General features: G+C 39.0%; 31 protein-coding genes, 1 pseudogene and 2 riboswitches. Of the genes and pseudogenes, 12 read left to right on the top strand and 20 right to left on the bottom strand.

Annotated features, from left to right (window positions below; genetic code table 11):
* Positions 1-161: 161 nt before the first annotated feature.
* Together ABDZ91_RS05055 and ABDZ91_RS05050 are read right to left on the bottom strand one after the other, a co-directional pair.
* Positions 162-1,245: pseudogene (locus tag ABDZ91_RS05055) on the bottom strand (alpha/beta fold hydrolase).
* Between the two features lie 87 nt (positions 1,246-1,332).
* Positions 1,333-2,589, bottom strand: coding sequence for a hypothetical protein (locus tag ABDZ91_RS05050; RefSeq protein WP_343796902.1), 1,257 nt, complete (start codon positions 2,587-2,589; stop codon positions 1,333-1,335).
* A gap of 697 nt (positions 2,590-3,286) precedes the next feature.
* Here ABDZ91_RS05050 and ABDZ91_RS05045 point away from each other — a divergent pair.
* Positions 3,287-4,675, top strand: a complete 1,389-nt coding sequence (locus ABDZ91_RS05045) for an MATE family efflux transporter (protein WP_343796900.1) — start codon at positions 3,287-3,289, stop codon at positions 4,673-4,675.
* 186 nt (positions 4,676-4,861) lie between these two features.
* Positions 4,862-5,611, top strand: a complete 750-nt coding sequence (locus tag ABDZ91_RS05040) for a GNAT family N-acetyltransferase (RefSeq protein WP_343796898.1) — start codon at positions 4,862-4,864, stop codon at positions 5,609-5,611.
* 125 nt (positions 5,612-5,736) lie between these two features.
* Here ABDZ91_RS05040 and ABDZ91_RS05035 read toward each other — a convergent pair whose 3' ends face one another.
* Entirely contained in the window at positions 5,737-6,513 is a 777-nt protein-coding gene (locus ABDZ91_RS05035; protein ID WP_343796897.1) for a DUF1385 domain-containing protein, read from the bottom strand.
* A gap of 220 nt (positions 6,514-6,733) precedes the next feature.
* Here ABDZ91_RS05035 and ABDZ91_RS05030 point away from each other — a divergent pair, with 220 nt between their 5' ends.
* The gene (locus ABDZ91_RS05030; RefSeq protein ID WP_343796896.1) at positions 6,734-7,021 is read left to right on the top strand and encodes a hypothetical protein; all 288 of its coding nucleotides are present in this window, start codon (positions 6,734-6,736) and stop codon (positions 7,019-7,021) included.
* Positions 7,022-7,054: 33 nt separating this feature from the next.
* On the top strand, positions 7,055-7,825 hold the full coding sequence (gene yidC / locus ABDZ91_RS05025) for a membrane protein insertase YidC (protein WP_343796906.1): 771 nt from the start codon (positions 7,055-7,057) through the stop codon (positions 7,823-7,825).
* Positions 7,826-7,895: 70 nt separating this feature from the next.
* On the opposite strand, the gene ABDZ91_RS05020 is transcribed toward yidC, so the two are convergent.
* Together ABDZ91_RS05020 and ABDZ91_RS05015 are read right to left on the bottom strand one after the other, a co-directional pair.
* Positions 7,896-8,855, bottom strand: coding sequence for a DUF1259 domain-containing protein (locus ABDZ91_RS05020; RefSeq protein WP_343796894.1), 960 nt, complete (start codon positions 8,853-8,855; stop codon positions 7,896-7,898).
* A gap of 163 nt (positions 8,856-9,018) precedes the next feature.
* A complete protein-coding gene (locus ABDZ91_RS05015) occupies positions 9,019-9,531 on the bottom strand; it encodes a hypothetical protein (protein ID WP_343796892.1) in 513 nt (170 codons plus the stop codon).
* A gap of 307 nt (positions 9,532-9,838) precedes the next feature.
* On the opposite strand from ABDZ91_RS05015, the gene ABDZ91_RS05010 reads away from it, so the two are divergent.
* Positions 9,839-10,240 (top strand): cytochrome-c oxidase, encoded by a 402-nt coding sequence (locus ABDZ91_RS05010; protein ID WP_343796890.1) that lies wholly within the window; start codon positions 9,839-9,841, stop codon positions 10,238-10,240.
* A 45-nt stretch (positions 10,241-10,285) separates the two neighbouring features.
* On the opposite strand, the gene ABDZ91_RS05005 is transcribed toward ABDZ91_RS05010, so the two are convergent.
* The gene (locus tag ABDZ91_RS05005; RefSeq protein ID WP_343796888.1) at positions 10,286-10,663 is read right to left on the bottom strand and encodes a VOC family protein; all 378 of its coding nucleotides are present in this window, start codon (positions 10,661-10,663) and stop codon (positions 10,286-10,288) included.
* A 137-nt stretch (positions 10,664-10,800) separates the two neighbouring features.
* Here ABDZ91_RS05005 and ABDZ91_RS05000 point away from each other — a divergent pair, with 137 nt between their 5' ends.
* Positions 10,801-10,968 carry a hypothetical protein gene (locus ABDZ91_RS05000; RefSeq protein WP_343796886.1) on the top strand — a complete coding sequence of 56 codons (168 nt, stop codon included), beginning with the start codon at positions 10,801-10,803 and terminating at the stop codon, positions 10,966-10,968.
* Positions 10,969-11,099: 131 nt separating this feature from the next.
* On the opposite strand, the gene ABDZ91_RS04995 is transcribed toward ABDZ91_RS05000, so the two are convergent.
* Positions 11,100-11,858: a TerC family protein gene (locus ABDZ91_RS04995; protein WP_343796884.1), complete on the bottom strand. Its 759-nt coding sequence runs from the start codon at positions 11,856-11,858 to the stop codon at positions 11,100-11,102.
* A 317-nt stretch (positions 11,859-12,175) separates the two neighbouring features.
* On the opposite strand from ABDZ91_RS04995, the gene ABDZ91_RS04990 reads away from it, so the two are divergent.
* Positions 12,176-12,856, top strand: coding sequence for an NAD(P)-binding domain-containing protein (locus tag ABDZ91_RS04990; protein WP_343796882.1), 681 nt, complete (start codon positions 12,176-12,178; stop codon positions 12,854-12,856).
* Between the two features lie 165 nt (positions 12,857-13,021).
* Here the strand turns inward: ABDZ91_RS04990 and ABDZ91_RS04985 are convergent, their stop codons facing one another.
* From ABDZ91_RS04985 to ABDZ91_RS04975, 3 genes are all read right to left on the bottom strand, one after another.
* Positions 13,022-13,432: a DoxX family protein gene (locus ABDZ91_RS04985; RefSeq protein ID WP_343796880.1), complete on the bottom strand. Its 411-nt coding sequence runs from the start codon at positions 13,430-13,432 to the stop codon at positions 13,022-13,024.
* Between the two features lie 56 nt (positions 13,433-13,488).
* Positions 13,489-14,088: an NADPH-dependent FMN reductase gene (locus ABDZ91_RS04980; protein WP_343796878.1), complete on the bottom strand. Its 600-nt coding sequence runs from the start codon at positions 14,086-14,088 to the stop codon at positions 13,489-13,491.
* Between the two features lie 135 nt (positions 14,089-14,223).
* The gene (locus ABDZ91_RS04975; protein WP_343796876.1) at positions 14,224-15,078 is read right to left on the bottom strand and encodes a VOC family protein; all 855 of its coding nucleotides are present in this window, start codon (positions 15,076-15,078) and stop codon (positions 14,224-14,226) included.
* Positions 15,079-15,236: 158 nt separating this feature from the next.
* Between ABDZ91_RS04975 and ABDZ91_RS04970 the strand changes: the two genes are divergently transcribed.
* Both ABDZ91_RS04970 and ABDZ91_RS04965 read left to right on the top strand, forming a co-directional pair.
* A complete protein-coding gene (locus ABDZ91_RS04970; RefSeq protein WP_343796874.1) occupies positions 15,237-15,545 on the top strand; it encodes a winged helix-turn-helix transcriptional regulator in 309 nt (102 codons plus the stop codon).
* A 132-nt stretch (positions 15,546-15,677) separates the two neighbouring features.
* Positions 15,678-15,810: riboswitch (FMN riboswitch) on the top strand.
* 165 nt (positions 15,811-15,975) lie between these two features.
* A complete protein-coding gene (locus tag ABDZ91_RS04965) occupies positions 15,976-16,548 on the top strand; it encodes an ECF transporter S component (RefSeq protein WP_343796872.1) in 573 nt (190 codons plus the stop codon).
* Positions 16,549-16,590: 42 nt separating this feature from the next.
* Here ABDZ91_RS04965 and ABDZ91_RS04960 read toward each other — a convergent pair whose 3' ends face one another.
* The 7 genes from ABDZ91_RS04960 to ABDZ91_RS04930 form a co-directional block, all read right to left on the bottom strand.
* A complete protein-coding gene (locus ABDZ91_RS04960; protein ID WP_343796904.1) occupies positions 16,591-16,941 on the bottom strand; it encodes a GNAT family N-acetyltransferase in 351 nt (116 codons plus the stop codon).
* Between the two features lie 281 nt (positions 16,942-17,222).
* Entirely contained in the window at positions 17,223-17,783 is a 561-nt protein-coding gene (locus ABDZ91_RS04955; RefSeq protein WP_343796870.1) for a lysozyme inhibitor LprI family protein, read from the bottom strand.
* 63 nt (positions 17,784-17,846) lie between these two features.
* Positions 17,847-18,080: a hypothetical protein gene (locus ABDZ91_RS04950; RefSeq protein WP_343796868.1), complete on the bottom strand. Its 234-nt coding sequence runs from the start codon at positions 18,078-18,080 to the stop codon at positions 17,847-17,849.
* A 113-nt stretch (positions 18,081-18,193) separates the two neighbouring features.
* The gene (locus ABDZ91_RS04945) at positions 18,194-19,078 is read right to left on the bottom strand and encodes a manganese catalase (RefSeq protein ID WP_343796867.1); all 885 of its coding nucleotides are present in this window, start codon (positions 19,076-19,078) and stop codon (positions 18,194-18,196) included.
* Between the two features lie 146 nt (positions 19,079-19,224).
* Positions 19,225-19,857, bottom strand: a complete 633-nt coding sequence (locus ABDZ91_RS04940) for a hypothetical protein (protein WP_343796865.1) — start codon at positions 19,855-19,857, stop codon at positions 19,225-19,227.
* The gene (locus tag ABDZ91_RS04935; RefSeq protein ID WP_343796864.1) at positions 19,854-20,075 is read right to left on the bottom strand and encodes a helix-turn-helix domain-containing protein; all 222 of its coding nucleotides are present in this window, start codon (positions 20,073-20,075) and stop codon (positions 19,854-19,856) included. Before ABDZ91_RS04935 ends, ABDZ91_RS04940 begins: the two co-directional genes overlap by 4 nt.
* A 9-nt stretch (positions 20,076-20,084) precedes the next feature.
* Positions 20,085-20,561, bottom strand: a complete 477-nt coding sequence (locus tag ABDZ91_RS04930) for a DUF2975 domain-containing protein (RefSeq protein ID WP_343796863.1) — start codon at positions 20,559-20,561, stop codon at positions 20,085-20,087.
* Positions 20,562-20,758: 197 nt separating this feature from the next.
* Between ABDZ91_RS04930 and ABDZ91_RS04925 the strand changes: the two genes are divergently transcribed.
* Positions 20,759-21,835: a YheC/YheD family endospore coat-associated protein gene (locus ABDZ91_RS04925; RefSeq protein ID WP_343796861.1), complete on the top strand. Its 1,077-nt coding sequence runs from the start codon at positions 20,759-20,761 to the stop codon at positions 21,833-21,835.
* Between the two features lie 47 nt (positions 21,836-21,882).
* Here the strand turns inward: ABDZ91_RS04925 and ABDZ91_RS04920 are convergent, their stop codons facing one another.
* Both ABDZ91_RS04920 and ABDZ91_RS04915 read right to left on the bottom strand, forming a co-directional pair.
* On the bottom strand, positions 21,883-22,716 hold the full coding sequence (locus ABDZ91_RS04920; RefSeq protein WP_343796860.1) for an alpha/beta hydrolase: 834 nt from the start codon (positions 22,714-22,716) through the stop codon (positions 21,883-21,885).
* Between the two features lie 140 nt (positions 22,717-22,856).
* Positions 22,857-23,450 carry a TetR/AcrR family transcriptional regulator gene (locus ABDZ91_RS04915; RefSeq protein WP_343796858.1) on the bottom strand — a complete coding sequence of 198 codons (594 nt, stop codon included), beginning with the start codon at positions 23,448-23,450 and terminating at the stop codon, positions 22,857-22,859.
* A 265-nt stretch (positions 23,451-23,715) separates the two neighbouring features.
* On the opposite strand from ABDZ91_RS04915, the gene ABDZ91_RS04910 reads away from it, so the two are divergent.
* A complete protein-coding gene (locus tag ABDZ91_RS04910; RefSeq protein ID WP_343796857.1) occupies positions 23,716-24,249 on the top strand; it encodes a GNAT family N-acetyltransferase in 534 nt (177 codons plus the stop codon).
* 88 nt (positions 24,250-24,337) lie between these two features.
* On the opposite strand, the gene ABDZ91_RS04905 is transcribed toward ABDZ91_RS04910, so the two are convergent.
* Positions 24,338-25,558, bottom strand: coding sequence for a DUF5667 domain-containing protein (locus tag ABDZ91_RS04905; RefSeq protein ID WP_343796856.1), 1,221 nt, complete (start codon positions 25,556-25,558; stop codon positions 24,338-24,340).
* A gap of 86 nt (positions 25,559-25,644) precedes the next feature.
* Positions 25,645-25,728, bottom strand: a riboswitch (cyclic di-GMP riboswitch).
* A 295-nt stretch (positions 25,729-26,023) separates the two neighbouring features.
* Here ABDZ91_RS04905 and ABDZ91_RS04895 point away from each other — a divergent pair.
* On the top strand, positions 26,024-26,452 hold the full coding sequence (locus ABDZ91_RS04895) for a hypothetical protein (RefSeq protein WP_343796854.1): 429 nt from the start codon (positions 26,024-26,026) through the stop codon (positions 26,450-26,452).
* The last annotated feature ends 35 nt before the right edge of the window (positions 26,453-26,487 follow it).

Genomic DNA, 26,487 nt, shown 5'->3' with positions numbered 1-26,487 from the left:
GGTTTGGAAGGGGCCCCTTCCAAACCAAATCAAAATCATACACATTACCAATACAAAGCTGGTTGATACTTGTAATCAATTTTACACAATATTATGGACTTGACTTTTTGAGTGCGATTCCTGAATTTAATACTAAAAAAACTGGGACAGGGTGCCTGTCCCTATTCAGAAATGTCTCCCCACATTTTATTTAACCACTCTGCGAATAGCTCTTCTTGCTCAAATTGTGGATAATGGGCAGATTTTTCAAATATTACAAATTCCTTCAAAGGTGCATCCAGCTGATGAAAGTATGTCTCTGCAATGTTTACTGAAGTCATATAATCGTATTTACCCATGACAAAAAAAAACAGGTAAATCAAGCCGATTCACTAGATCTGTTATGTTCTGCTTCTTTTCTTCTGGTATCAAAATATTCTGTGAGAGTGAAACTCCTTTCATATAGCGAATTACGTCGAGTAAATTATACTCAGGGTTAACTAGAAACCCCAAAAAATAATCCATATTATCGTTTATTTGTCTTGCAGCTCCACCATATTTTCGGATTAAATTTCTTGGGGTTAGCTCATCTCCGTTGAATATTCTGTTCTTAAGACCCTCGAGTTTTTTTAAGTCATTTGTATTTCCAGCCAATTTTGCCTGATTGATTGTGTAATTGTAGCTATCTATTTCACTTTGAATCATATCGGAAACTTGGCCAATTCCAATATATGCGGAAAACGCCTTAGGTTCTTTACTTGCAGCTTTCATAGCTATATAGGTTCCAAATGAATGACCAATTAAAAGTACTTTTTCTTGTCCAAGCCTATTTTTGATAGAGTCCGTTAATTCTATAAGATTTTGGACATGCACATCAGTTGTTAGCTTTGAATAATCCTCAAAGAAATGATATGACTTCCCACTCCCTCGCTGATCATAATGTACAATTGTAAAATCCTTTTCCAGTAAATCTTGGTACTTCCTTACGTAAGGTATCTCTGAACAACCAGGACCACCATGAACAAATATAATAATTGGATTTGTTTGGTCATTCCCTCTTATCATAACTTCCAGTTTAGTTCCATTTATTTCGATTTGCTCCAGCGTGCTAATACTATTAGCTCCTTTTATGTCTGGTGTCCATGTAGGAAAAACTAATCCTATTAAAAGGAAAAAAACAATGATAATGCATGCTTGCTTTAATTTTTTCTTCTTGTTCAAATCAAAACTCCTATGTTGGTAACAGCCCCAGTTACGTTTACACATCAAAAGGCCGTTACCAAATTTTCTATTGTTTTGGCATTATTTATAGGATAACGATACCTTCTAAATCTATAAAACTATGAGACTACATTAAAATTTTGCATAGTCAACAACCATTGGTTCTTCACTCATGCCAGAGAGCAAGAATACACATCTAACAAGCCCATACCCTTTGGCAAGGTAATAATCAGTGTAATTATTGTTTTCTCCATCATAACGAATAATGATTGTTTCATAGGCGTCCCCGTCAATCTCAATAATTTTACCCACATCTATTACTTCTGCACTTCCAAATGTTTTTCCCTTTTCTAGTGGCCATGTTAAGTATGGGATTCCTTGATAATTAGGATCTGTTTTAAATTGATCTAGAAAAGAGAAATCATTGGAAGCACTTTGTTCCTCAATAAAGTTATAGAGCTCTCCACCTTCTGTCGCCGTAAAGTTTATGAATATATCATTATCCTGGATTTCATAAACGCGATAGAATGCGAGCATCCCACTTTGGCTTCCATATGCTAGATACTTATTACCGTGTTTACCGATAATCTTGATGGCTTCTCCTACACCGTCGACTGCATACGCAAAGTTGTAGTTGTAGCCGACTTCAAGTGGAAAGTAAGAGAGAATACCTGTTGCACTTGGATCGCTCTCAATGTCTATATTTACATCTACGGATACTTCTTCCTCTTCCGATGCATTAGAACTAGAGTCTTCCTCGTAGGTCTCTTCCCCGTTATTGGCATCAAGGTTTTCCTCAGACGTCTCGTCAGTGCCTTGAGTAGCGCCCCCATTTACCATCAAGTTATAGGCGAAGCTCTCGAGCTCTGCCATTTTGTTGTTTGTTTCTTCTATGTAGTCCATTCCAGCATTGTACTTTGCGCTTACCAGCGAAAATTCTTTCTTGGATTGCACTAAATCAATAGCCTGTTCAAACTCATCTAATGCTTGAAGATATGTATCGTGTATGTCGCCAGCTAACGGAGGTACTTTTTTTAAGTCTCTCGCTGCCTTTATATAGGCCTTGGATGTGTTGATTCCTCCCTCGTACCTGTCTGCAAAATCAGGATTTATTTTTCCAGTATTGGAGTTCTGAGATGCCATCAGTGCAATCATCAATTGTTCCATACTGAAATCTACCATTCTCATATTTTCCTCGATAAAGTCTCCGTATGTTTGGTAGTCATCCCGATCGTCTGTGAGATGGGTCATAAGTTCTTCCGTTGTCATTTCATCGATTGATAGTCTTTCTTTATTTTTTGTGACAGTAGTTGATGTCTGATCGAAGTATAAGACCGCAGCTGTGATGAAGGTTCCAACTATTATCATAAGGATTAAAAAGCGTACCATGATTTCCTCCTGTGGGGTTTATATTTTTGCCTATAATTCAACTTTGAGTTCCCCAATCTTTATTATCGGATAGGTAGGGCTTTTTTTGATTCCTAATAAAGTGTCTGAACCACTGCTCATTAAAACGTTATTGTATTTTTGGGGGTGGTATTAGATTCATATCCGAACACTCTTTCAATATTAGTTACAAAAATTATTACTTGCAGGTTGTTACCCTCTTGCTGTCCCGTTTGACTCCCCTTCTACTTCCAAACGGGACACGTTCGCACTCTGCTGTCCCGTTTGACTCGGCTTCTATTACCAATCGGGACACGTTCGCACTCTGCTGTCCAGTTTGACTCGGCTTCTATTACCAAACGGGACACGTTCGCACTCTGCTGTCCCGTTTGACTCTCCTTCTACTTCCAAACGGGACACGTTCGCACTCTACTGTCCCGTTTGACTCTCCTTCTACTTCCAAATGGGACATATTCGCTTCTTGCGGGTTAGGTCCATTACTTGGGCTTATAAATTATTTTGTGTAATTGATTTAAATAGATAGTAAATGTTAATGCCGGTGCTATACTCTGCTCAAGGGCCTTTATTGATGGCCCGGAGAAGTTGCAGTCACAACTCATATAAAGATAGAATAAAAGAAACAACGGATGGGGTTACATAGAGAAAATTTCAGGGGAAGAATTTTAAGGGGGACATTCAATTGAAGGAACAAAGCGAACGTTTGGGCAAGGAGCCCATACCTAAGCTGTTAGCGAAACTATCCATCCCAGCTATGGTCGGGATGTTTGTAATGGCGCTTTATAACGTGGTTGATACGATTTTTATTTCAAGAAGTGTGGGGACTGTAGGCGTTGCAGCGGCTTCTGTCTCGTTTCCAGTTCAACTGATATTGATGGCGGTTGCCGGGGCTGTTGGGATTGGAGGAGCTTCCGTTATTTCTAGGATGTTAGGGGCACAAAAAACGGAAGACGCGAATCGAGTATTTGGGAATGTTGTAGGCATTGTTTTTCTTGTGAGTTTAATTGGGGCGATCTCCGGAATTAGCTTTCTAGAGCCGATTCTGTTATTGTTTGGGGCCGATGAGACGATTTTGCCTTATGCTAGTGATTATTTGGGGATCATTCTGTACGGAACCATCTTTTTTGCATTTGGGTTTACGATGAACAACATTATCCGTTCAGAGGGAAATGCCAAAGTGGCGATGTTGACGATGATTATTTCAGCTGGTTTGAATATGATTTTGACGCCGATTTTTATTTTCGGATTTGGTTGGGGTATGCAAGGTGCAGCCGGTGCTACGGTCATTTCGCAGGCTATAACGGTTGTGTATTTAGTGGCTTATTTTGTTACGGGGAAAAGTAGTTTAACGTTTCGAGTCCGCTATTTGAGACCGAACCTTTCGTTGATTAAACAAATCTTGGCGATTGGTTCGTCAGCTTTTACCCGGCAAGTGTCCGGGAGTATTATGTTCATCATCGCCAATCACATGCTGATTCAGTTTGGTGGTGTAGTTGGTGTCGCGGTGTTTGGGATTGTGCATCGGGTCATCATGTTTACGCTGATGCCGATGTTTGGAATTGTTCAGGGACTTCTACCGATTGTGGGGTACAATTACGGGGCGAAACAGCCCCAGCGTGTAAGTGCAACGATTATGCTTGCGATGAAAGCCTCCACTGCTTTGGCCGCTTTTACATTTATCTTCATCATGATTTTTCCGAAGCAGATTTTGTTTATTTTTACGAATGATCCAGTAACGATCGAAATGGGAGTCGTAGCTCTTCGGATTATGTTCTCATTAGCTCTTTTAATTGGGGTACAGATGGTAACGGGTGGTGTATTCCAAGCGTTAGGTAGGGCGCGGGCGGCACTTGTACTTTCGATGTCGCGTCAGGTGCTGTTTATGATTCCGTTGCTGTTGACTTTGCCTCTGATTTTTGGCGTCACAGGCGTATGGTTGGCGTTTCCGGTGGCGGATGTGTTGTCGTTTGCCTTGGCGGTTTGGTTTATTTTGAAGAATAAGGGGTTTTTTATTCCGGATAAGAGTGAGGTATTGGGTCGGGCTGAAGAAGATAAAGCGGAGAGTGTGTAATACGAATAAGCTGGGGGCAGAACTTCAAAAGCTGGAGTCCTGCCCTCTTTTTTACAGGATTCCCATTTCATAGAAGTACTGATAATATGAAATAAACTATATCGAAGGGATGGATTCCTATGATTCTTCTCATTGTAGGAACCCCGAAATATTAGGAAAAAAGTAATATTTTGGGAGGATTATATAATGAAGACTATTGAATACATCACGGTCACTTTAGCGGAAAGACCTGATTTAACAGATAAAATTTTTGAATTACATGCGGCTGGTTGGTCTAAATTTATGTTACAGGATGAAGTAGCGAATCAATACTTTGGTTACTTACCGAAGCTATTTCCTCATTTGCAGTTCTTACTTCTGGATTTAGAAGAGAATATTGTAGCATGCGGGAACGCTGTTAGTTTTCACTGGGATGGATCAATCGATGACCTCCCCGGTGGATGGGATGATGTGCTCAGACGTGCTGTGAAGGAAAACGAGAAAGGGATAATTCCAAACACGGTTTCGGCTATTGCCATTGTGGTGGACCCTTCTTATCGCGGAAAAAGTATCAGTGATATTATGGTTAGAAAAATGAAAGAACTCGTTAAAAATAATAACTTTGAGCATATGGTTGCTCCTGTTAGGCCATCGTTAAAACACAAATATCCACTGATTCCTATGGAGCAATATGCTTATTGGAAAACGAAAGATGGAGAACCGTTTGACCCTTGGCTTCGTATTCATTGGCGAACAGGGGCTAGCATTTTATCGGTCGCCCATGAATCTATGATGATTAAAGGAACCGTTTCGGATTGGGAGAAATGGATGGAGATGGCTTTTCCTGATTCCGGGCAGTATGTGATACCGGGTGCTCTTGTGCCGATTTTGATTGATAGTGAATCGGATTTTGGGTTGTACGTTGAGCCGAATGTTTGGATGAAGCATCGTTTATAAACGCATGTAAAACTATTATTCCTATGAAAAGTGCCTGCCCCCTTGGCGTTAACACATTACCGAATTGGGGGTCAGGCACCAAGACTTATAAAGGGTAAGACGCTCCGAATGAGCAATCCCTCCTACTAATGTTTTCCTTCACTTTCTAATAACAATTTATAAGACGCAACTGCCACTTCAATATGTTCTCTTTTTGGAACTGATGTAAATAATACATATTGAAACAAAGCACCTATCCAATAAAATGGTTTTAACAAAGGTAGCAGCCACTTGGAATCGATTTTATATACCTCGTATCCAAACATAACTGATAGAACTACCACAAGATAATAATGATCAACGATTAGAAAGAAGATAAAATAGAAAATCAATAAGAATACCACAAAATTGGTACCACAGCTCTCATGAATTCTCGATGCCTGCGTAACATTATGTAACTCACAATCTCCTGTTTTTTCGAATGCGTTGTCCACCATGTGTTCAGCAGCATGATACTTCCCTAACGGCGAAACCTTAATAAAAATTCCGTAGAGCAATAGAAAACATAAAATTACGCCAAAATGAACTTTAACATCATAAAAGAATTCGTTTATGTATGTCTCAAAGATAGTTGTTTCGGTACGGTTTGAAGTAAAAAATACCCAGAAGAATAGATTCAGACTCAAAAGAGCCAAGTAGATCTTCCACGCTTGAACTAAAATGTCTACGAAAAGCCAAAGCCCCCTAACTAGGGGTATCTTATTGGCAACTAGAGAAATCTTTTGCAGTTTTGAATGTTCAATCCTTTTTATGGTGGTGGCAATCTCACCCGTTTTCTTTCTGGTCGCTCTAGATTTAAACGAGTCACTATAAAAAGTAATACCTTTTACTCCAGCTCTCCCTCCCCTAATCACACTCTCCATTGATCTCCCTCCCTTGGACTTTAATAAAACTAGTAATACTAAAATGAACGAGCTGTATTTTTATCTATAATAAACCTTTCAGCTTTTATAAACCACTCAAAGACCGTTCAAATTCTGTCACATGACCTTCTCTTGTGGGACAGCAAACCTGTCCCCTTGTCCCACTTGCAAATAAAGGTTATAGTTTAGGTAGAAGTGGTATGGTTATGAGGTGTTTTATTTGGTTGAGTTAATTCTTGATTTTTCAAGTTTTTCTACTTTTTATATGGTATACACGGGGATTTTGCTTAGTTTTGTTCTTGTATGTCTATTATATATTGGAAATGAATATACAGTTGTGGATTCCCCTTCGCTTTCCTATCAGAGCGTAAAGCAAAGTGGCTTGACTTCCCAATTGAATACGTTGCTCATTGTAAAGCCCGTTATTATTTGGCTTTATAAATCAGCGAAAAAATATCAATTCTCCGATCAGGATGCTGAAGGCTCTATTTCTTCCCTTTATTTTTAATAAAAAAAATAATAGGAGGAAATTGATTTGAGAATGACAAAAAGGATTATTTTGTTTACATTTTTTTTACTGAGCACCATTACTCTCACAGCATGTCAACAAACGAGTGAGGGTGGAGATGGTTTTTTTTATAGTGTTTTTGTTAATCCATTTACTCAAGCCATTCATGGTACCGCAGGGATTTTTGGTGAAAACTACGGTTTTGCTATCATTGCGATTACCATTTTGATTCGACTTATCTTACTTCCGCTGATGTTGAAGCAATATAAAAAACAGCAGCAGATGAAAGTGAAAATGGAGCAGTTAAAGCCTGAAATGCAAGACATTCAAGAAAAGATAAAAAAGGCTGAAACGAAAGAAGAACAATTAAAGCTTCAACAACAAATAATGGGATTGTATCAAAAACATGGAGTCAATCCTTTGAATATGGGATGTTTACCGATTTTAATCCAAATGCCGATTCTGATGGGATTCTATTATGCCATTCGAAGTTCCCATGAAATTGCAACCCATACGTTTCTTTGGTTCAACTTAGGACAGCCTGACATTTGGATTACAGCGATTGCAGGAATTGTATACTTCCTCCAAGCTAAGGTTACGCAATCCACTTTACCTGAAGAGCAAAGAAAGCAAATGAAACTGATGGGAATGATTTCACCTATCATTATTGTGGTGATTTCACTTAATGCGCCTGCAGCTCTTCCATTGTACTGGGCGGTTGGTGGCGTCTTCTTAATCATACAATCATTGGTTGGTCGAAAGCTGTATCCGCCAATACATGAGACGGCTTCAGTGAAAGGGTAAATGAAAAATAAACCTCACAATCTGTATTTGGTTGTGAGGTTATTTATTTGGATATTTATTAAATTGTCATCTACCGTTTCCCTTGGGTGGGACGGCGAACCTGTCCCCTTGTCCCACCTAAACCCCTCAACGAATCCCTCACATCCAATGCAAACTGAATGGGATCATCAATCTTTACAAAGTGAATGTACATGAGCTTTGGATCGTCGAATAGCCAATGGTTGTGGAAGGCTGTAATTTTGATACCTCGTCTACGTAGTTGGGTAGCTAGTGGATTGAATTCTTCTTCGAGTAGAACAGTTTCTCCACTACATAAAGCTGTGCCGTCACGGGATAAGGATTCGAATGCAAACATTTGTGGAACGAGTAGGAACGATCTAGCTTGTCTACCTAGAACTGTTGGGCGGATGTCGTTTCGAGGTTGCATGACCATACATACACCATCTTCAAAGGATTGATCTCCACCCAGGATCCGATGAAATTGATCGCAAAGTTCTGCTGCTCTTCCATTATCTGAGTTAGGTCTTCCCCACATCCTACCTCCTCTCGATCTTGTTCCTACATTTTTATCAGTAAGTACATCGAGGGCTTCTCTCGTTTTTCTTGCAAAGTCTAGCGGTCGATCAATCGATTCCCAATGAACATAAAAGAGGCGAGGATCATCAAACAACCAGTGGTTATGGATAGCTGTAACAAGAATTCCATTTCTTCTTAGAACGGAGATAAAAGGATTGATTTCATCTTGTAGAATTACTGTTTCTCCTAAATTAAAGGCTCTCCCCTGACTGTCGATATTTTCAAATGAAAAAGCTTGTGGGACGAACATGAAGGACTCAGCTTCACGTCCTAATACCGTTGGACGAATGTTTTCTCTAGAACGAACAGCGGTACATACTCCGTTGATAACGACTGGGGTGGAATCTAGGATTCTAGCAAATTCCTGACACAGTCTTCTATGCTGCTCTGGGCTAATTCTATTACCATTACTATTTCCGTTTTTATTTCCGTTTCTATTTCGCTTTTTCGCCATCATCACACTTCCTTTCTAAATTTGCTTATAATACCTTATTCATGTCAAACAAATTTGGAAAGGTGGTTGTCTAGTAATGGCTAAAAAGAGGCAGAATCCTAGTAAACTATTATTTATTGACGCTTGGGGGTACTAGTCTATTATCTTGTTGAGGTTAGACTAACTACCCCTGGTGGGACAGTAAACCTGTCCCCCTGTCCCTATAAATCTTTAAAAATCCTACGAACATTAGGATGGAACCTATTATATTAAACGCGACTCGGAATCCGTGAACGATTAAGAATTCTTGTGCTGTTTGTTTTAGGAATTCAACTGAATGAATGGCGGTACCTTCAATAAACATGATTTCATTTCGTGGCCATTCAAATATCATGGATGATGCTCCTTCTAAAACGATCATTAGTATGCTCATTAAGATCCAATAACGGGCTGACTTTACTTTCCACGTTAAAATGAGTGCTAGAACCCCGGTTAAAATACTCGCTGCTCCCAAAGGTGGGAAATAGGTGTGTGGACTAGCCACTGCCATAAATTCCATTCCAAGTTCAAAGGAATTCGGGATGTCATGGAAGATGTTCGGGTACACCATGAACGTATCCAATAAGATGCTCCCTAACATGATCCACTGAATCCAAAGATGAGATAGTGCTGATACATATCCTACATTTTTCTTCATTATTAAAACTCCCCTATGATGATTTCTATTTTGGTTCAAGAAGTGGTCTTGGTTAACCTTCGAAAACAATCATAAGGAATAAAGCTTAACGAACTATTAGGTAATTCTTAAGTAACTCTTAAATGTCATTCAAAAGAGATTTTCAACTTATTTAAAACCCTAAATGGATGATTTCTTCTAGTTTTATAGACCTATCCTCCTAATTCTTTTTTATATTTAGTAAAAAGTTACCAAAAAAGGATAGACAATACCGCAAGTCCTACCATATGATTATCGTGTGAAAATTCTAAATAGGGAGGTGAAAAGAATGGGAATTCGCTTTTTGAAAATTGCAGTGGTCTATTTTTTTATTGCAGTCTGCCTTGGCCTAACGATGGGAATTATTCAAGATTTTTCATATACATCTGTTCATGCACACTTAAACTTACTAGGCTGGGTATCGATGGCAATCTTTGGGGTTATTTATTCGATTTATCCAACTGCTGCGGAAACGAAGCTAGCAAAAGGCCATTTCTGGCTACATAATCTCGGTGTTCCTGTGATGCAGGGAGCATTGTTCATTGAGATTTTGACACGAAATCCTGGATTCACAATTGGGATTATCCTCGGTTCCATTATGGTCGTCGTTGGTGTTCTGTTGTTTATGATTAACATTCTGACTCTGAAAGCCTGTCAAAATATCGTAACCAATAAGAACGTGAATATGTAAAAGTAAGAAGGTGCAAGCCCCTATTTTGGATCTGGCACCTTTTCTTTATTTATCTTCTCGTAACATGAATGAATTGCCATCCTGGTCATTGAACTTAAACATGGTACCATACGGCATTCTCATCATTTCCTCTACCTCAACCCCATTTTGCTTCATTTTTTCATAGGCCGATTCAATATCGGTTGTGCTGAATAGAATAGACGGGTGCGCAACTGCGGAAGGATTTTGTTTTTCCATAAGTGACTTTGAATATAGGATTAAGGTTGTAAATTCATCTTCACTAGGTCCCACTTCAATCCATTTAGCATTGGGTCCCATCTGTTGTTCAAATTTAAGGACAAAGCCCATTTTATTTAGCCAGAAGTCTTTTGCTTGTTCTTGATCTTGGACATATACAGTGATTTTTCCAATTTTGTTAATCATAATATCTCCTTTTTCACTTTTTACTTGATAAGGGTAATGTACCAATTGAAGGGGACATAGGCAATTGTTAGGAAGTAATTCTTGAACTTTTGATAAAATTATTGCAAGGAAACTTTGTTTGAAACGAGGTGCATATCATGAAACAACCGAAAGAAGGGTTAGTAGGAATCGGCAAATTAGGTACTGCAATGATGACTCATTGGAATCAAAATGATATCAGGATTGAAAATGAATGTGATAGTAAGCAGTTTTCGCCTGAATACTTAACGAGAGCTTTAACCTCTATTGCACCAGAAGTGATTTGAAGTTACTCTGAAGGAGTTCTTGGACACTTTGCAAATGAGGTTGCAAAAGAGCAAAAGTAATAAATAATCCAAAAGGGACAGGTTCTCTCCCGTTTTCATTTGGTGGGATACCGAAACCTGTCCCCTGGTCCCTATTTTGATTTTTTGGTTGGTGCAAACCAGCCGATTAAAGCAATACTTACTAGTACTCCATAGAAGATTAGGGTCCAAGCTGTACTGTGTGGAAAATGATGATCTAATACACCAATATCCTCATGGGCAAGGGTAATGACCGCGAGTTTGACACCTACCCAAGCAACAATTGCATATGCCGTTGTTTCCAATGCTGGACGTTTTTCTAGAAGCTGCACAAACCATGTAGCTGCAAACTTAATTAAGATAAGACCTGCAATACCTCCTAGGAGAACTACAATAAACTGCCCTCCATCCATACCACCGAAATCCTCTAGCGGTGAATCTGGAAGTCCAAGTGCAAGTGCAACTGCAGCCAGAATTGAGTCAATAGCAAAAGCGAGGTCGGCTAATGCAATTTTCCCTACTGTTGGCCAGAAACCCTTACCAGCCGCCTCCTTTTCATCGTCCTTATGAATATTCTTATTTTCTTTCCCGAACCGTGCCTGAATCACATGCTTTAATCCTAGGTAAAGTAGATAGGCAGCTCCTATCGCTTGTATCTGCCAGACATTCGCAATAAAAGAAATGGCAAAAAGAGCACCAAATCTAAAAGCAAAGGCCATAATGATTCCGTAATTAATCGCTCTTTTTTTCTGTTCTTCGGGTAAATGCTTGGCAATAACCGCGAGCACAAGGGCATTGTCAGCTGATAACAATCCTTCTAGCCCGATAAGAATTAACAGGGTCCAAGCATACTCTAACCATATTGACTCCATTAACATCTCCCCTTCGAATGGAATTTTCGCTAACAATAGGTTTTCCTAAAAAACACTCTCAATACAATGATATAGATTGTACTTTGAAGCAAGAGGGCTGATCTAAGGATGTGGAGAAATATTTATCAAATAGACAGTTCAAATGGGTGTTGTACCCCAATAGAATATTATTTTTTATATAAAAAGATGAATTAAAGGTATTTAATAACAGTTTAAACATGTGTAAGCACTCCCCCTGCGGGACATCAAAACCTGTCCCTCCTGTCCCTAGCCATTTGTTAAAATGATTAAAACGGTTTGAAACGAGGTGTTTCTTCATGAAAGAGATGAGAGTAGGATTAGTCGGGATTGGTAAGTTAGGTGCGGCGATGATGACGCATTGGTACAACAATCATGTGAAAATCGGCATATATCACCCATCCAAGATAAAGGTACAGGCGTTTTTGGAAGGTTTTCCGAATGGATATTTCTTGACAGAATCTGAATTATTGCAGGTAGATATACTCGTTTTAGCATTACCTGCCCAAGAGGTCATCCCTTTTATTTCTGGAATTGTTGCAAAAGAAAATCCGGATACTATTTTCATCAATATGGCCACTGCTTTGGATACAAATGAGGTGAAAGGAAAGTTTCCAGCCCTTCATGTCTTGGGTGTGAAATATATGGGACACTCTCGAGATTTGATGGAACATGGGAATGGGTTATTCATTACCGAGGAGACCTTACCTTCTCAGGTTGAAGAACTTTATAGCCATCTCGGGCAGATTAAGGTCGACCAGGAAAGTCGTTTGACGGAAGTGAACAAGTTAGCAACCTATTTAGCTGTTCAAGCTGCTGTTGATATTGAAAATGAATTTACTAGAAGAGGGTTTTCACCTGATTATGTAAAAAGAGCCTTAACCTCTCTGGCTCCGGAAGTGATTCGCAGTTACTCTGAGGGGAGTCTTGGGCATTTTGCGAATGAGGTTGTGGAAGAGATTAGGAAAAAGGATAGCTAGATAGGAATTTCAAAATGACTACCTCTTTTAATTTAGTATCACAAAATTAACTTCTATCCATTCTTTGATGCTTAAATGACAAAGAAAACCGACCTTACTAATAAATGAAGGTCGGTTTAAACTTTAATAAGGGAACTGTTGTCTAACTATGAGCACAGTGGGACACTAAACCTGTCCCCCTGTCCCACCTTGCAGTTTTTGATCTAGTGATAGTAGTTTGCTTCCACTGATGACTAGGACTGCTGCCATTGCCAGTAATGCTACGTCTAGTTCATAGCCTGCTGCTTCTGCACCGATGAAACCGATGGATAGTTTTGATGTGAAAATAGCACCGATCATGACAAAAGCAATTAGTGCTGAAACTATTCTTGTTCCAATTCCTATGATTAGGGCAATTCCGCCAAGAAGTTCGATGTAAGCCACAACATAACCTAAGAAGCTCATAATTCCAATACTTTCGAACCAGCCTGCTACATTTCCAAGACCCATTTGTAATTTAGCAATTCCATGGACTAAGAATGTTATTCCTAGGACTACACGAATAATCAATAAACTTACTTCATATTTTTGAACCATTATTTTTTCTCCTCTGTAATTGTTTTGATTGTGAAATTTTTCTTTCTTATTTGTTTTTATCTTAATGTTTTTAATGCACCGCTCCATGAAACAACTTCCTCAAGCATAGTGTTCACGTTGTCCACATGTAGGTCCTGTGGTGTGAATTCAGTTCCATTTGCAAAATCGGTAAATAAACTTAGTGTTGGATGTGTTCGAACATCTGCCACTTTTTGCTCTGCAAGGATTCCTCGAAGATGTTCAGCAGCACGTGCTCCACCTGTTGAACCATAGCTTACAATACCAGCTGCTTTGTTGTACCAAACTTCACGCGCAAAGTCGATCGCGTTTTTTAACGCACCTGTTATGCTGTGGTTGTACTCTTGAACGATGAATACGAATCCATCTAAATTCGCTAATTTTTCATTCCAAGCTGCAATCCCTGGTTCAGTACCATCTGTTGTTCCTAAGAACGGTAATTGAAAGTCTGCAATATCGACAATTTCATAGTTTGCATCTCCACGTTGATCCGCAATTCCTTTTACCCATTCTCCCACTTGTGGACTTACTCTTCCTTGACGTGTACTTCCTAAAATAATCCCTATGTTTAACTTTTCATTTGTCATGGTTACTTCCTCCTGATCTGATTTTCCAAATAATTTATTGATAAATCCCATTATTTACACCATCCTAATTTATTACTAATTTAGTAGATTCAATTCGCCCCAATATCTCCGAGTGTATAAATACCAATCTCAATTCCTGGCTTTTTGATGTTCTCTTTTTCACTCATAGTCATGTTTAGCCTCCAGCTAGCTTTGGACTAGTAAGCGAATCCGGTTTCCTGAAGGATCTGTCGTAACGATAGAACCATTTTCTTCTGTAACGGATGCACCAATTTCATTCAACTGGGCCACAACTTTATTTTTCTTTTCCTCACTTGAAAGCATTAGGGTAAATGACTTTAGTCCAACACTATTAGGAGAAGGTGCTGGTGCCCCTACGCCATTCCAAGTATTTAAGCCAATATGATGATGGTATTTGCCATCAGAAATAAAGAGTGCCTGAGAACCGAATCGATTGACGACTTCAAATCCGAGTCCTTTGGAATAAAACTCCTCTGTCTTTTTTAATTCCGATACGTGCAAGTGGATGTGTCCCATGACCGTGTTAGCCGGCAGCCCTTTCCATGACTGCTGTTTTCCTACAGATAGGAGGTCTGGGAAATTCAATGGGTCGACTGTCATTTCTACTTCCCCATTATTCCAATTCCATTCAGAAGGGTCCCGGTCTATATATATTTCAATTCCATTTCCATCTGGGTCGTTTAGATAAAGAGCTTCACTTACCAGATGATCTGAGGAACCGAACCGTAATCCAATTTCTACAAAATGCTGAACAATCTTAGCTAAATCTGTTCGCTTTGGCAGAAGTAGTGCATAGTGATATAACCCCGTTGTCTTCCCTTGCTTTGGGACTACATTCTCTGGTTGTTCTACTGTTAATAATGCGGTTTTTCCATCCGCACTAAATGTAGCGGACTTAGACGTTTGTTCTAAAACCTTGAAGCCAATGACTTCTTTATAAAAAGCGATAGAGCGTTCTATATTCTGTACCTTTAGGTCTACTTGACCTACAAAAGTAATCGGTTCACGATGAAAATTCATATGGTTACCTCCTTGTGATAACTGAACAATTTGTCAGTTGGTTACTTTATGTAAGTTAGTATAATATTATAATTTAATGTAGTCAAGTCACTTATTTAAAAAAAGTAATGCAATTATTTCTTACACCAGTTTATAATATAAGTAAGGAGTTGATTGAAATGGATAAGACGATTTGTCCTAGATTTGAAAAAGCAATGGGTTTTTTGAGCCAAAGATGGACAGGTTTAATTATTTACCAGCTTCTATCTGGTCCACAGAGGTTTTGCAATATAGAATCATCCATTGGTGTAAGTGGTAGAGTTCTATCGGATCGATTAAAGGAACTTGAAAACGAGGGTCTTGTAAAACGCGAAGTCTTCCCAGAGACTCCAGTACGAATAGAGTACTCCTTAACTGAAAAAGGAAAGGCCCTTGAACCCATCATGCGCGAAACCGAAAAATGGTCGCAACACTGGCTAGAAGCCTAGGGACAAGGGGACAGGTTTACTGTCCCACTACATGGAGAAATCCTCATTGAAATGCCAAGAAGTCATGATTTGAAAATAGTTCTCATGGGAGCTTATTTTTGAGTATAATAGATATGAAAATTAAATGATTTGATCTATCTTCGGGGCTGGGTGCAATTCCCGACCGGCGGTGATGAGTTTTCTCTAAGCCCGCGAGCCTGTAGTTTGGGCAGGATTTGGTGTAATTCCAAAGCCGACAGTATAGTCTGGATGGGAGAAGATGGAGGTTCTGCATGCGTTCAAAAAATGTGGTTTTGGACGTTTATTTTGCGTGCCTGTTCACTCTCCCTCAAGTATGTATACTTGGGGGTTTTGTATTTTTCAGCAGGCACATGCTTTTCATGCTGAACCTTTCTTCTGTTGTGGATGGATCGCAAAGGAGAGAGGAAAAATGAAACATTCGAAGGTTAAAGTAAGTGTGACTATTGCTATGCTATCCAGCATCTCGTTTATCTTGATGCTGCTGAATTTCCCGCTACCACCATTTCCGGGATTTCTATTAGTGGACTTTAGCGATGTCCCAGCACTTATTGCAGCACTGATTTTCGGTCCGATTGCCGGAATCGTTGTGGAATTCTTAAAAAACGTGATGAATTATCTATTCATCGGCAGTCCAACAGGCGTTCCAGTTGGTCAAATTGCTAACTTCCTAGCCGGAATCCTATTTGTTCTACCGACCTACTATGTTTATCAAAAATTGCGCACTCGTAAAGGAATGGTGTTTTCCCTAGTGGCTGGTACCATCACAATGGGAATCATCATGAGCATCTTAAACTATTATGTGATTTTACCGGCTTATACCTGGTTTTTAAATGCCCCCGCGATGGGTGCAGAGGAAACCCGCAAGCTTATTGTAGCTTCCATTTTTCCTTTTAACCTTTTAAAAGGAATGATGATTAGTGTGGTGTTCTTCTTAATCTTTGTTCGGATGAGACCTTGGATTACGCAGCAAAGTGGTCTTTAAATAAAGTGAAGTCGTTCCACAGCAAATTGGAACGACTTCTTTTTATAACTCACTTAAGTTTTTCTCAAAAGTGATAGTCTCCTTCGCATCCTCATTGATTACAGATTTAACCTCCTGAAAACCGTGTTTCTTCCAAAACTTCAAGGCTGGTTCATTTTCTGCAATGACGCCAATTCTATAGTTCTTCACTTGTTGTCCTCTGAAGATTTCTTCAATCTGACCTAAAATGCGGGTTCCGTACCCTCTACCCTGGTATTCCTTTTTGATTTGTAAAAGTCCTAGCCAGGTACATTTATCACCAGGGGTTTCTAGTAAATATTCAATCGTAGCCACCGGTTCAGCTACATCTTTCACAATAAACCTTTCTGCCCCAACCTTTAACGCCTTATTGATTTCTATTAGAATTTCCTCTTCCGTAAATGTTTCCTTTTGAGACTATATTAAAATAAGGATCGGAATTGATAATACTTTTTTCTACTGAAACATGTTGGGGTAATGATTTTTCTAGAATAAACAATGTCATTTCACCTCTATGTGATACCCTGCTCTTTACGATGGGGATTTTTACTTTCTAATACCAGTTAGTATTCTATTAAACTTTTGCTTTTCCTTTGTAAAGGGGAAGGGTTTCTTTATTAGAGGTATGTGGGACAGTAAACCTGTCCCCGTGTCCCTTATTCCATATATTCTTCCACTAGTTCAAAGCATCTTTCTTCTGTGAGATTGTTTAGGACGATAACGTATTCTAGATGTTCCTGCGTACCGCCCTCATATTTTAAGGAAGCCTCTTTTGCAGATTGATCTCTGTATTTTATCCACTCACGTTGCTCTGTTCTTAGTTGGTCCATTTCTTTTGGAGTGAGCTGCTCCTTTAGGACACCATAGATTTCATTTAGTAATCCATCCCAAACGTCGTATCTGTCACCTTCTATTGTTTTTAAAGCATATGTGATTTCATCTTTTGAGTTTTCTCTGATCTCATCCCATTCTCTTTTTGTTTCATTTAATTTCTTAAGATATTCTTCTTTAAGACTCTCTTTATCTTCTGTTGAGATGTCTTCTTCTATTGTGTCTACCTTTTCTGGAGATTCCTCGTTTGCGTTTTGAGCTGATTCATTCTTTTGTACCTGGTTGTCCGACGTAGGACTTGAATCGTCTGCTGGATTTTCACATGAAGTCAATATCACTAATACTACGGTTAACAACCCTATTAAAAAATTGCGTTTATTCTTCATTTTGATACGAACCCTTCTTCTGCTGTCATAATTTTTGGTTATTTTCTACATGGGTATTTGACTTTAAAAGATCACTATTCCAGTAATTATAAAGGTAAGGCCAATTATCACAATAACCGCTTTTACAAGTGCTAGTGGTAGTTTATTTAATAACTTTAATAAAAACTCTAACTCAATGTAGCCACTAACCCCCAAAACACCTTTATCTTTATATTCTTTATTTTTTAAATTAAATAGGGAAGAATAAAGTACCATTGATCCCCACACAATGAGAAGTACTCCTAGAAATATGTTCAAGTTCTTCGCCCCTTCTTATATGTTACCATAAATACCCATATCATCCTAAAAGGAAGATAAATGAAAAGAGCAATCAATGCTTAATTGACTGCCCTTTTCTAATTGATTTTTCTTTATTGGAGCGGTTGATCGTTATTATAAGTTGGTTCCATCTTTCCTGCCCCGCGTTGGATTCTCATGTCAAGTGGAGGGGTTCCATGGATATATTTAGGTCCTGGATTTAACTGTGGTTTTTGCCCCATTGCTTCTGGATTTTGGATGTATTCAAAGTTACCTTGCCCATCGAAAGTTGGTCCACTTGCCCATCTTCCCGTGCTGCTCTCTTCGCCTTGTGAAAAGTTCATGAACGAGTAAGACACTTCTTGTTTCTCATATTCTTGGTTAAACGTACTTGGTACAATGGCACCTTGCGTTTGCTCTAGTTCTTCTATCGCTGCCATCCATTGGTTTTGGTGCATAGTATCTCGAGCAATTAGGAATGAAAGCATGTCTCTAACTCCTGGGTCTGCAGTCATCTCATACAGTCTACATACTTGAAGCCGTCCTTGCGATTCTGCATTGAGGTTAGCTCTAAAATCCGCAAGTAAGTTTCCGCTTGCGATGGTGTAACGAGCTGTCCAAGGGTATCCTACACTGTCATTCGGCTGCGCACCTAGTCCATTTACAATTGCATGTTGAGGATTCATTCCCCCTAGCACTGCTTCCACCGCTGGATCCTTTGCAGCTTGTTCCTGGTCATGAGCCGGTGCTCCGTCTAACAATTGAGCAATCATGGTTGCAATCATTTCCACATGAGCAATTTCCTCTGTTGCGATGTCGAGTAGCATGTCACGATATTTTCCTTCTGCTCGACAATTCCACCCTTGAAATAGGTATTGCATCATGACGGAAATTTCTCCAAATTGCCCCCCTAAAATTTCTTGTAGCTTTTTTGCATAAACTGGATCTGGCTGGCTCGGTTTTGCATTATATTGAAGTTCTTTAACATGATAGAACATTTATGATTATCCTCCTAATGTGAAATGAACCTTCATGTTATTTTGTGGACATTCCCTGATACGTATTAGATACAATATCATCCATCTTTTTATGCATGAAAAAAACGCAAAGATTACACCTCTGCGTTTTAGGTATGAATTTAAAATTATAGCGGTAATTTCTTCTTTAAAAGCTCAAAAGGATACATAAACGGATAGGACATATCAATAGTATGTCTGGTTAATAACTCATGATTTAGTAAAGGATATTCATACAAACTTCCTTCATAAACAATGTCAAAGCGTGGATGCATTAAAAAGTCATTAGGGGTGACAAGGGCAGGAGGAAGATCCCATAAATTCAGGCCGCTTTTTTCAAAAACCTCTGCTACAAATTGAGAACAAAAATATTTATTCTTTTGGTCAATTGGTCGTTGCACAGCCACCCCAACAAGTCCCAACAGATTATAGGAATATTTATCTTTATGTTGATCAAAACTTTGAATAACTTTTTGAATCCGAGCGAACTCCTCTGAGGAAACCTCCATCCTTGTAAGGAGACATCTTGTATCTTCTAAATAGCGGTAGGTTCCGAAATAGACATCCTCTTTGATAAAACCCGCAATGAGCGGATTTCTCGGATATTTTCGTCCAAAGCTATACATCTCATCGAGTTTTTCATCAAGTACGATTGAAACATGATTATATGGGGCATTTGTAAACCATTTGATGATTCTAGACAATACTGTATCTGTATCCGTTAATAAGATATAAACTGTTTTAAGTTCTTGATTTATCATGTTTGTACTTCTTCATCGCTTCTGTATTCTAAAAGATCCCCCGGCTGGCAATCCAAAGCCTTACAAATTGCTTCTAGAGTGGATAAGCGAATGGCTTTGGCTTTTCCATTTTTTAATATAGAAAGATTCGCCATTGTGATCCCAACTCTCTCGGAAAGTTCTGTTACACTCATTTTCCTTTTTGCGAGCATTACATCAATATTGATTATTATTGCCATGTTTTCACCTCAGACCGTTAAATCATTTTCTGATTTTATGTTAATCGCTTCTTGTAAAAGCCTTTGGAGGACAGCCGCAAAGACTGCAATGACCAATGCACCGAAAATCGGGATTCCACCAATTATAATGAGTCCTGGAGCATCGTCTATCTCTGCCAAGTAAAAAACAAATGGCATAATGGCTGTATACAAACCACTGATTGTGATTGCACAAACTTTAATATGTTTTAGGGCTTTAACCGACAACTCCGAGAAAGCTTGGTTTTTGTCAATATAGCTTAATAGTTTAAATGCTTGATACAAGGCAATGAAAAACGGTATTGCCGATGCATACATACCTATAATAATGGGATATAGGATATAGGCAAAGTCTGGATTAACTGGATGTTTAACTAACCAAGGCACTCCAAATACACATAAAGCAAGAACTGGAGCTCCGATAAGAAAAACAGATAACTTTAAAAAGAGGGTTGATCCTCGTTTCATAAAAAGCACCTCACTTGATTATTCATTTGAATTTTATCACGATTTTTATCGTTTTTCAATAAATAATTTTCGTTTGTGATAATATCCTTATTGTTTATAGTTCATAATAACAAAGTCCAATATGGGAACTAATGTACACTCCGGGCAAAAAAAACTCTCCTGAATACCCTAATAAAAAGGTTGAAAGGGAGGTTTCCATGAGAAAACCGATAATTGGGGTCCTTACTTGGAGAGATGGGTTTCGTTTTAAAGAGCCTGCTTACTTTAGGCAGTTGGGGTTGGAAGGCCAAGCTTTAGGAGTCATACTTTATTTTTTCTCACCTGCTGATGTAGATTTTGGCTCGAACCAAGTATCTGGGGTTTATCTAAAAGAAGATGGGAGCTGGGCATCCAAGTGGTTCATGCGGCCGGACATTGTGATAGACCGGTTTCGGTTTACGACGGATCCCGCTTTTAAAGAGTATGTAGCTTTAAGGAAGGCATCCGGTTTTAGTTATGCGAACAATCGGTTGGGCAACAAGTGGAAGGTTCATCGTGCACTGATGAAAAATGAGGTACTGCACAAATGGCTTCCGAAAACGGTGTTGTATTCGAGGGTTCAGTTACTTCAGATGCTGGAAAGTGATTCTGTTGTGTATGTTAAGCCTGTTAACGGGACTGGTGGAAGAGGGATTATGAAGATATCTAAAGATACGGACGGATATTATGTGCTCGGCCGGAACCATGTACGAGAGATTTTTAATACAAAGCAATCTTCTTTCACTGCATTATCTAAGTTTCTTGAACAACACTTGTCGAAAGGAAAACATATCATTCAACAAGGGCTATCCCTTAACCTAATTAAGGATCGGGCTGTTGATATGCGGATTCTCATTCAAAAGAACGGTAATGGTGAATGGGACATCACTGGTTCAGGGATGCGGGTTGGGAGCCATCACTCCGCCACTTCTAACCTACATGGGGGTGGGAAGTCAAATCCACCACAGGACTTATTGATGAAATGCTTCACACTAGAAAAAACACAAGCAATTTTGGCTGATTGTCGGAGGTTAGCTTATGCAACAGCGCAGACAGTCGAAGAACAGTTTGGGAGAATGATAGAGCTTGGACTTGATGTAGGAGTTGAAATCAATGGTCGATGTTGGTTGATTGAGGTCAATCCTAAGCCTGGTCGTGAGATTTTTATGAAATTGGGAGAGTTGAGTACGTATAGGGAGGCTGTTAGGAGGCCATTGGAGTATTGTTTGTTTCTTTTACAAACATTTAGAAGCTAGAAGTTGGAAGCAGGGAGAATGATTCCCCAGCTTCCCTTTTCCCATCATTAAAGGGGCATTTTTGTGGGACACGAAACCTGTCCCCCTGTCCCATGCAGGTGGTTGTGGAAGAATGGCAGGACATGGTTCCAAAATTTGGGGTCGGTTTCTGAGCTTCGGTGCCCTTTACTTTCCACATAGATATGCGGGATATCTACCTGTCTTACAATGTAATCTAACTCGGTGGAAGGAACAAAGTCGTCCTTTTTCGAGTGGACCAGAAAAACGGCTGATTTTCTGTTTCTCAGAGCTTTTGGAACATCATATTCTTTTAACTCGTTTCTAGATATACCTGCTCTTATAAACATAATGTTTATCATCATAGGTCCTAAAGGATAATAGGGCATTTTATACATTTTTAAAGCAGCCTTCATGATGGTACTGAATTGAACAGGAATGGAATCTGCTACTACTGCTTGAATTCCTAGATCTTCTTGATTTGCTATGATGCTGCCTAAACCACCAAAGGAATGAGCTAGGATACCAATCCTATTTGGGTCAATTTCATTCCTTGATTTGGCATATTGAATCGCAGCAATCACATCCTCCCTGAATATTTTAACCGTTGGTGCTTTAACATCTTCACTTTCGCCATGACTTCTTACATCGAAAAGCAATAAGGAATACCCCTCACTATAGAGAGGTTTTATATATCTCTTCATTCGCGAACGGTTAGATCCCCAGCCATGAATTATAATGATGAGAGGGCTTTTTCCACCACTTATTTTTGATGGAATGAACCACCCTTTCACTCCATTTGTACCACTCTTAAATGTTACATTCTCATAAGGGACATCAGGTGTTCGATCAACTACGATTTTTTTGGGAGTTTGACTTTTCACAGTTAGTATCCAAACAAAAGTTATAAATGAACTAAGAATAATCAAACAAGCTATCAGCGAAAAAAACATTTATATCCACTCCTTTAATCTAACATGCTCGGAAAATAAAACCAAACGGTCTGTTTTTCACCTAAAAAAATTTAACGAACACGTAAGCCATCAATGTGTTCTGTTAAATTGTTTATGGCATGCTTCATATAAATATTGGTATTGTATAGCTTACTAAGCATAACGGCCCCTTCGATGGTAGAGGTAATGAATGAGGAAAGGGATTCGATATTAACAGTTGGCCGAATCTCATTTCTCTTGATTCCTTTACGAATCGTTACTTGTAATAATCTTAGCCATTTCGACATCGCCTCTTGAGCCTTTTCACGTAAAACGGGATTCGTATCGTCGCTCTCTACCGCGGTGTTTAGGATGGGGCAGCCTCCTTTTAATGGAGGATCTTCGATTACATTTTCATAAATAGAAAAAAGCGCTACTAACTGGTCAATCGCAGATTTCTTTCCTTTGATTGCATTGGCATATGTTTGGGTCATGACCTCTATCGCGTAGTCAAAAGATGCAATGGCCAGCTCCTCTTTATTCTCAAAATGATTATAAATTCCCCCTTTTTTTAAACCGGTCGCGTTCATAATATCAGTGAGTGAAGTTCCAAAATACCCCTTCTGATTAAAAACGTCAGTAGCCATAATGATAATCTGCTGTTTAGTTTTCTCACCTTTTCTCATGGTCGCACCTCCCCTTTTAAAACCGAACGGTCTCTAAATTTAAAATTATCATAGTTGTTTTCCAATTTCAATATTTTTCTAAAAATGGGTGATATCATTATTTGTTGAGTAGAAGGCTAGAGTATATCTCTGCTTCCGAATTGTGGACAACCGTTGGTTATATCAAAGTGGGACAGGAAACCTGTCCCCTTGTCCCAAGGGTATATAAAACTAGTATTGGCAGGAAACTAAACATTAGGATAACTTGAGGACTGGGGTGTTTACTATGGACGATTATTATGTATCTGTAGATTTTCATTCTAACTTAGATGTTGAGACTGAGTTTATTATATATTGCGATGTAAAAGTCACGCTAACTAACATGTTTACTGATGAAACAACGAGTATTGGTTCTGCTACACTTTATTTAATTAACACTTCAGAACAAAGCTGGAACTCGATATTTTCAGCTACTGATGATACTTCTGCTGATTTATCTCAAATTGTCTTCAACCTTTCTGACATTTCTAAGACTGATTATATAGACCTTATCGCCATTCTTGACCGCATCCAAATAGATGAATCTTTCAGAGGTAAGGGGTACGGGACAGAAGCTCTATCAGAGATCATGAAGTTTCTACAAGTACTAAAAGTAGACTACTTAGCTGTAATCCCCTTTCCTTTTGAAGAGGAAGACAAGACCTCACAAGATGGAATTCAAAAGCTCATTAGGTTTTATGGTAAGTTTGATTTGGAAGTTGTTAAAGAGGTTTCAGAAACTGAGTACATTATGGGGAGAAACTTTATACTTTCTAGATAGAAAATATAAAAAGGAGCAGTAGATAGCTCCACTGCTCCTTTTCATTTACAGGTAACTATGTGGGACAGAAAACCTGTCCCCTCTGTCCCTATTTACCTTTACCTTTTTCTTGGCTCTGACCTTTACTGCCCTTTTCTTGCTTCTTCTCTACTTTTTCTTCTTCCTCATCTTCTTCAGCTTCTTCTTCTTCAGTATCACTTTGTTCTTCCTCGACATTTTCCTCTGTATCAATTTGTTTCTCTGCTGCTTTTTCTTTAGCAGCCTTTTGTTTTTCTTCAGCTTTTTCCTGAGCCGCTTTTTGCTTTTCTACTGCTTTTTCTTGAGCAGCCTGTTTCTTTTCTTCAGACTTTGGAGATGTCTTCTCCACTTTTACCACTTCTTTATCATCTTCAGTAGCTTCTTCTTCCTCGACGACCGCTTCAGCACTTTCTTCAGCTTCCACCAAGTCTATTTCTTCTGTAGTTGATTCTTCAACGACATCTTCTACCTCTGAATCAACCGTTGCTTCTTCTGTCTCTGTCTCAGAATCGTTCTTTGCCATTTTTGCTAATTTCTTATTGATTTTTTTCTCTAGCTTCTCTTGTGCTTTCGCAATATTCTTTTCTAAAGCCTCTTTTGCTTTAGGATTTTCGATTTTTTCAAAGGCCGCTGATAGTGCTGCAATATTTGCGGAGAATTTAGCCTCAAGTTCAGCCCGAACCGGATCAACTTCTTCCGCTTCTTCGTCCTCTGATGCAGCCTCTTCGCCTTCTATTTCAGTTTCACTTTCTTCTGTTGCTTCTTCCTCATCAGTGGCTTCAGCCTCTTCATATTTAGCTAATGCTTGCTCTTGTTGTTCAATTGCCAGTTGTAAAGTTTCATTCGCTAGCTCTTCTTCACCTTGAGCTAACAAGGCTTCCGCTTCTTTAATACGCTCTTCAGCAAATTCAACTAACAATGCAGCTTCTTCAACATCATCAAACGTTAGGGCAAGCTGAACATTTTCCATCAATGTTTTTACAAAATAAAATAAATCATCTGGAAGAAGAGCAGGTTCTTCTACACTCTCTTCTTCGGTTGTTTCTTCTGTTTCAGCTTCCTCTGTACCTTCAGTGTTTTCAGGCTCCGTAACTTCCTCTACAGGAGCAGTCTCTGTTGTTTCTTCCTCTTGAGTTGACTCCTCAACTGTTGTTTCTAAACTTTCACTTTCTATTGCTTGAGATTCATCAACTGTCTCCTGCTCCTCCGCGAGAGCTTGTCCCGTACCCAAAGTCAAAGCAAAAGCAGATACAATAAAACCCGATCTTAAAACCTTGTAAAACTTCTCCATAAATAAAAAACCTCCCAATACAATAAAATAGATTGCGTCGGAAGAACGTGAATAACTCTATTAACATATGAGCTTATTCTTCATTCTTCAGCGGTCCAGCCACCATAGTTAAACACCGTAGGTCTGTGACTTTGCGTCTCTACCTTTCGATAGATTTGCCTTTTTCAAATGAGAACAAAGCTTGGTCCTCATCTATGTTAAATCATACTATAATATTTAAAAATAGGGAAGGTTTCCTATTAACGGTAGTTTTAAAGAAAGAAAAGGCGTTTCCCTGCTTCCTTCCACCATCACTCTAAAATCATGTCCTGAAGGAATCTGGAACAATCGAATCCTGAACTCAGGTGCAACTGCGAATAAATGACCAAAAATATCGGCATGAATCGATTCGTACACTTCCCAACGAATATCATTAGAAAATGAATAGATTTCAAAAGGTACACCATGTTCGGTAGGCTATTCCCTTTGCTATATTGGGATGTTAGTTACACTGAGGCTGACCTATATGATTTGGAAGCACCTGCTGTGACGATTCTTTCAGACGAAGTTCAAGGCGATAAACGTACGATTGAGTACCATTTAGAATCACAAAGACAGGCTGAAGAAATGCTGATGAAATCTTTATCAACTATGAATGTTTCAGAGCTATTCCTTAATGGTCGCAAGGTCGAGTTAATTCATGATCACTTTACGGAAAATCAACCACTACTATTCACTTACATTGTAGGGCAGTCTGGAGAGTTATATGTGAAAATAACGGTTGATGCTGACGATAAAGTGGAGTGGATTGTGGCTGACCGTTCCTACAATATCCCTGAAACAAAAGGGGAACGTTCAGACGAGTTTAGTACGTATGGAGATAATACCTTTATTATGAGAACGATTCTGCATTAAATTGAAAAGTGCTGCCTCCCAACATGGTTTGGGAG

Source organism: Bacillus carboniphilus (assembly GCF_039522365.1).
In the GTDB taxonomy this organism is placed as follows: Bacteria; Bacillota; Bacilli; order Bacillales; family JC228; genus Bacillus_BF; species Bacillus_BF carboniphilus.
This window is presented reverse-complemented; position numbering and strand designations above follow the sequence as displayed.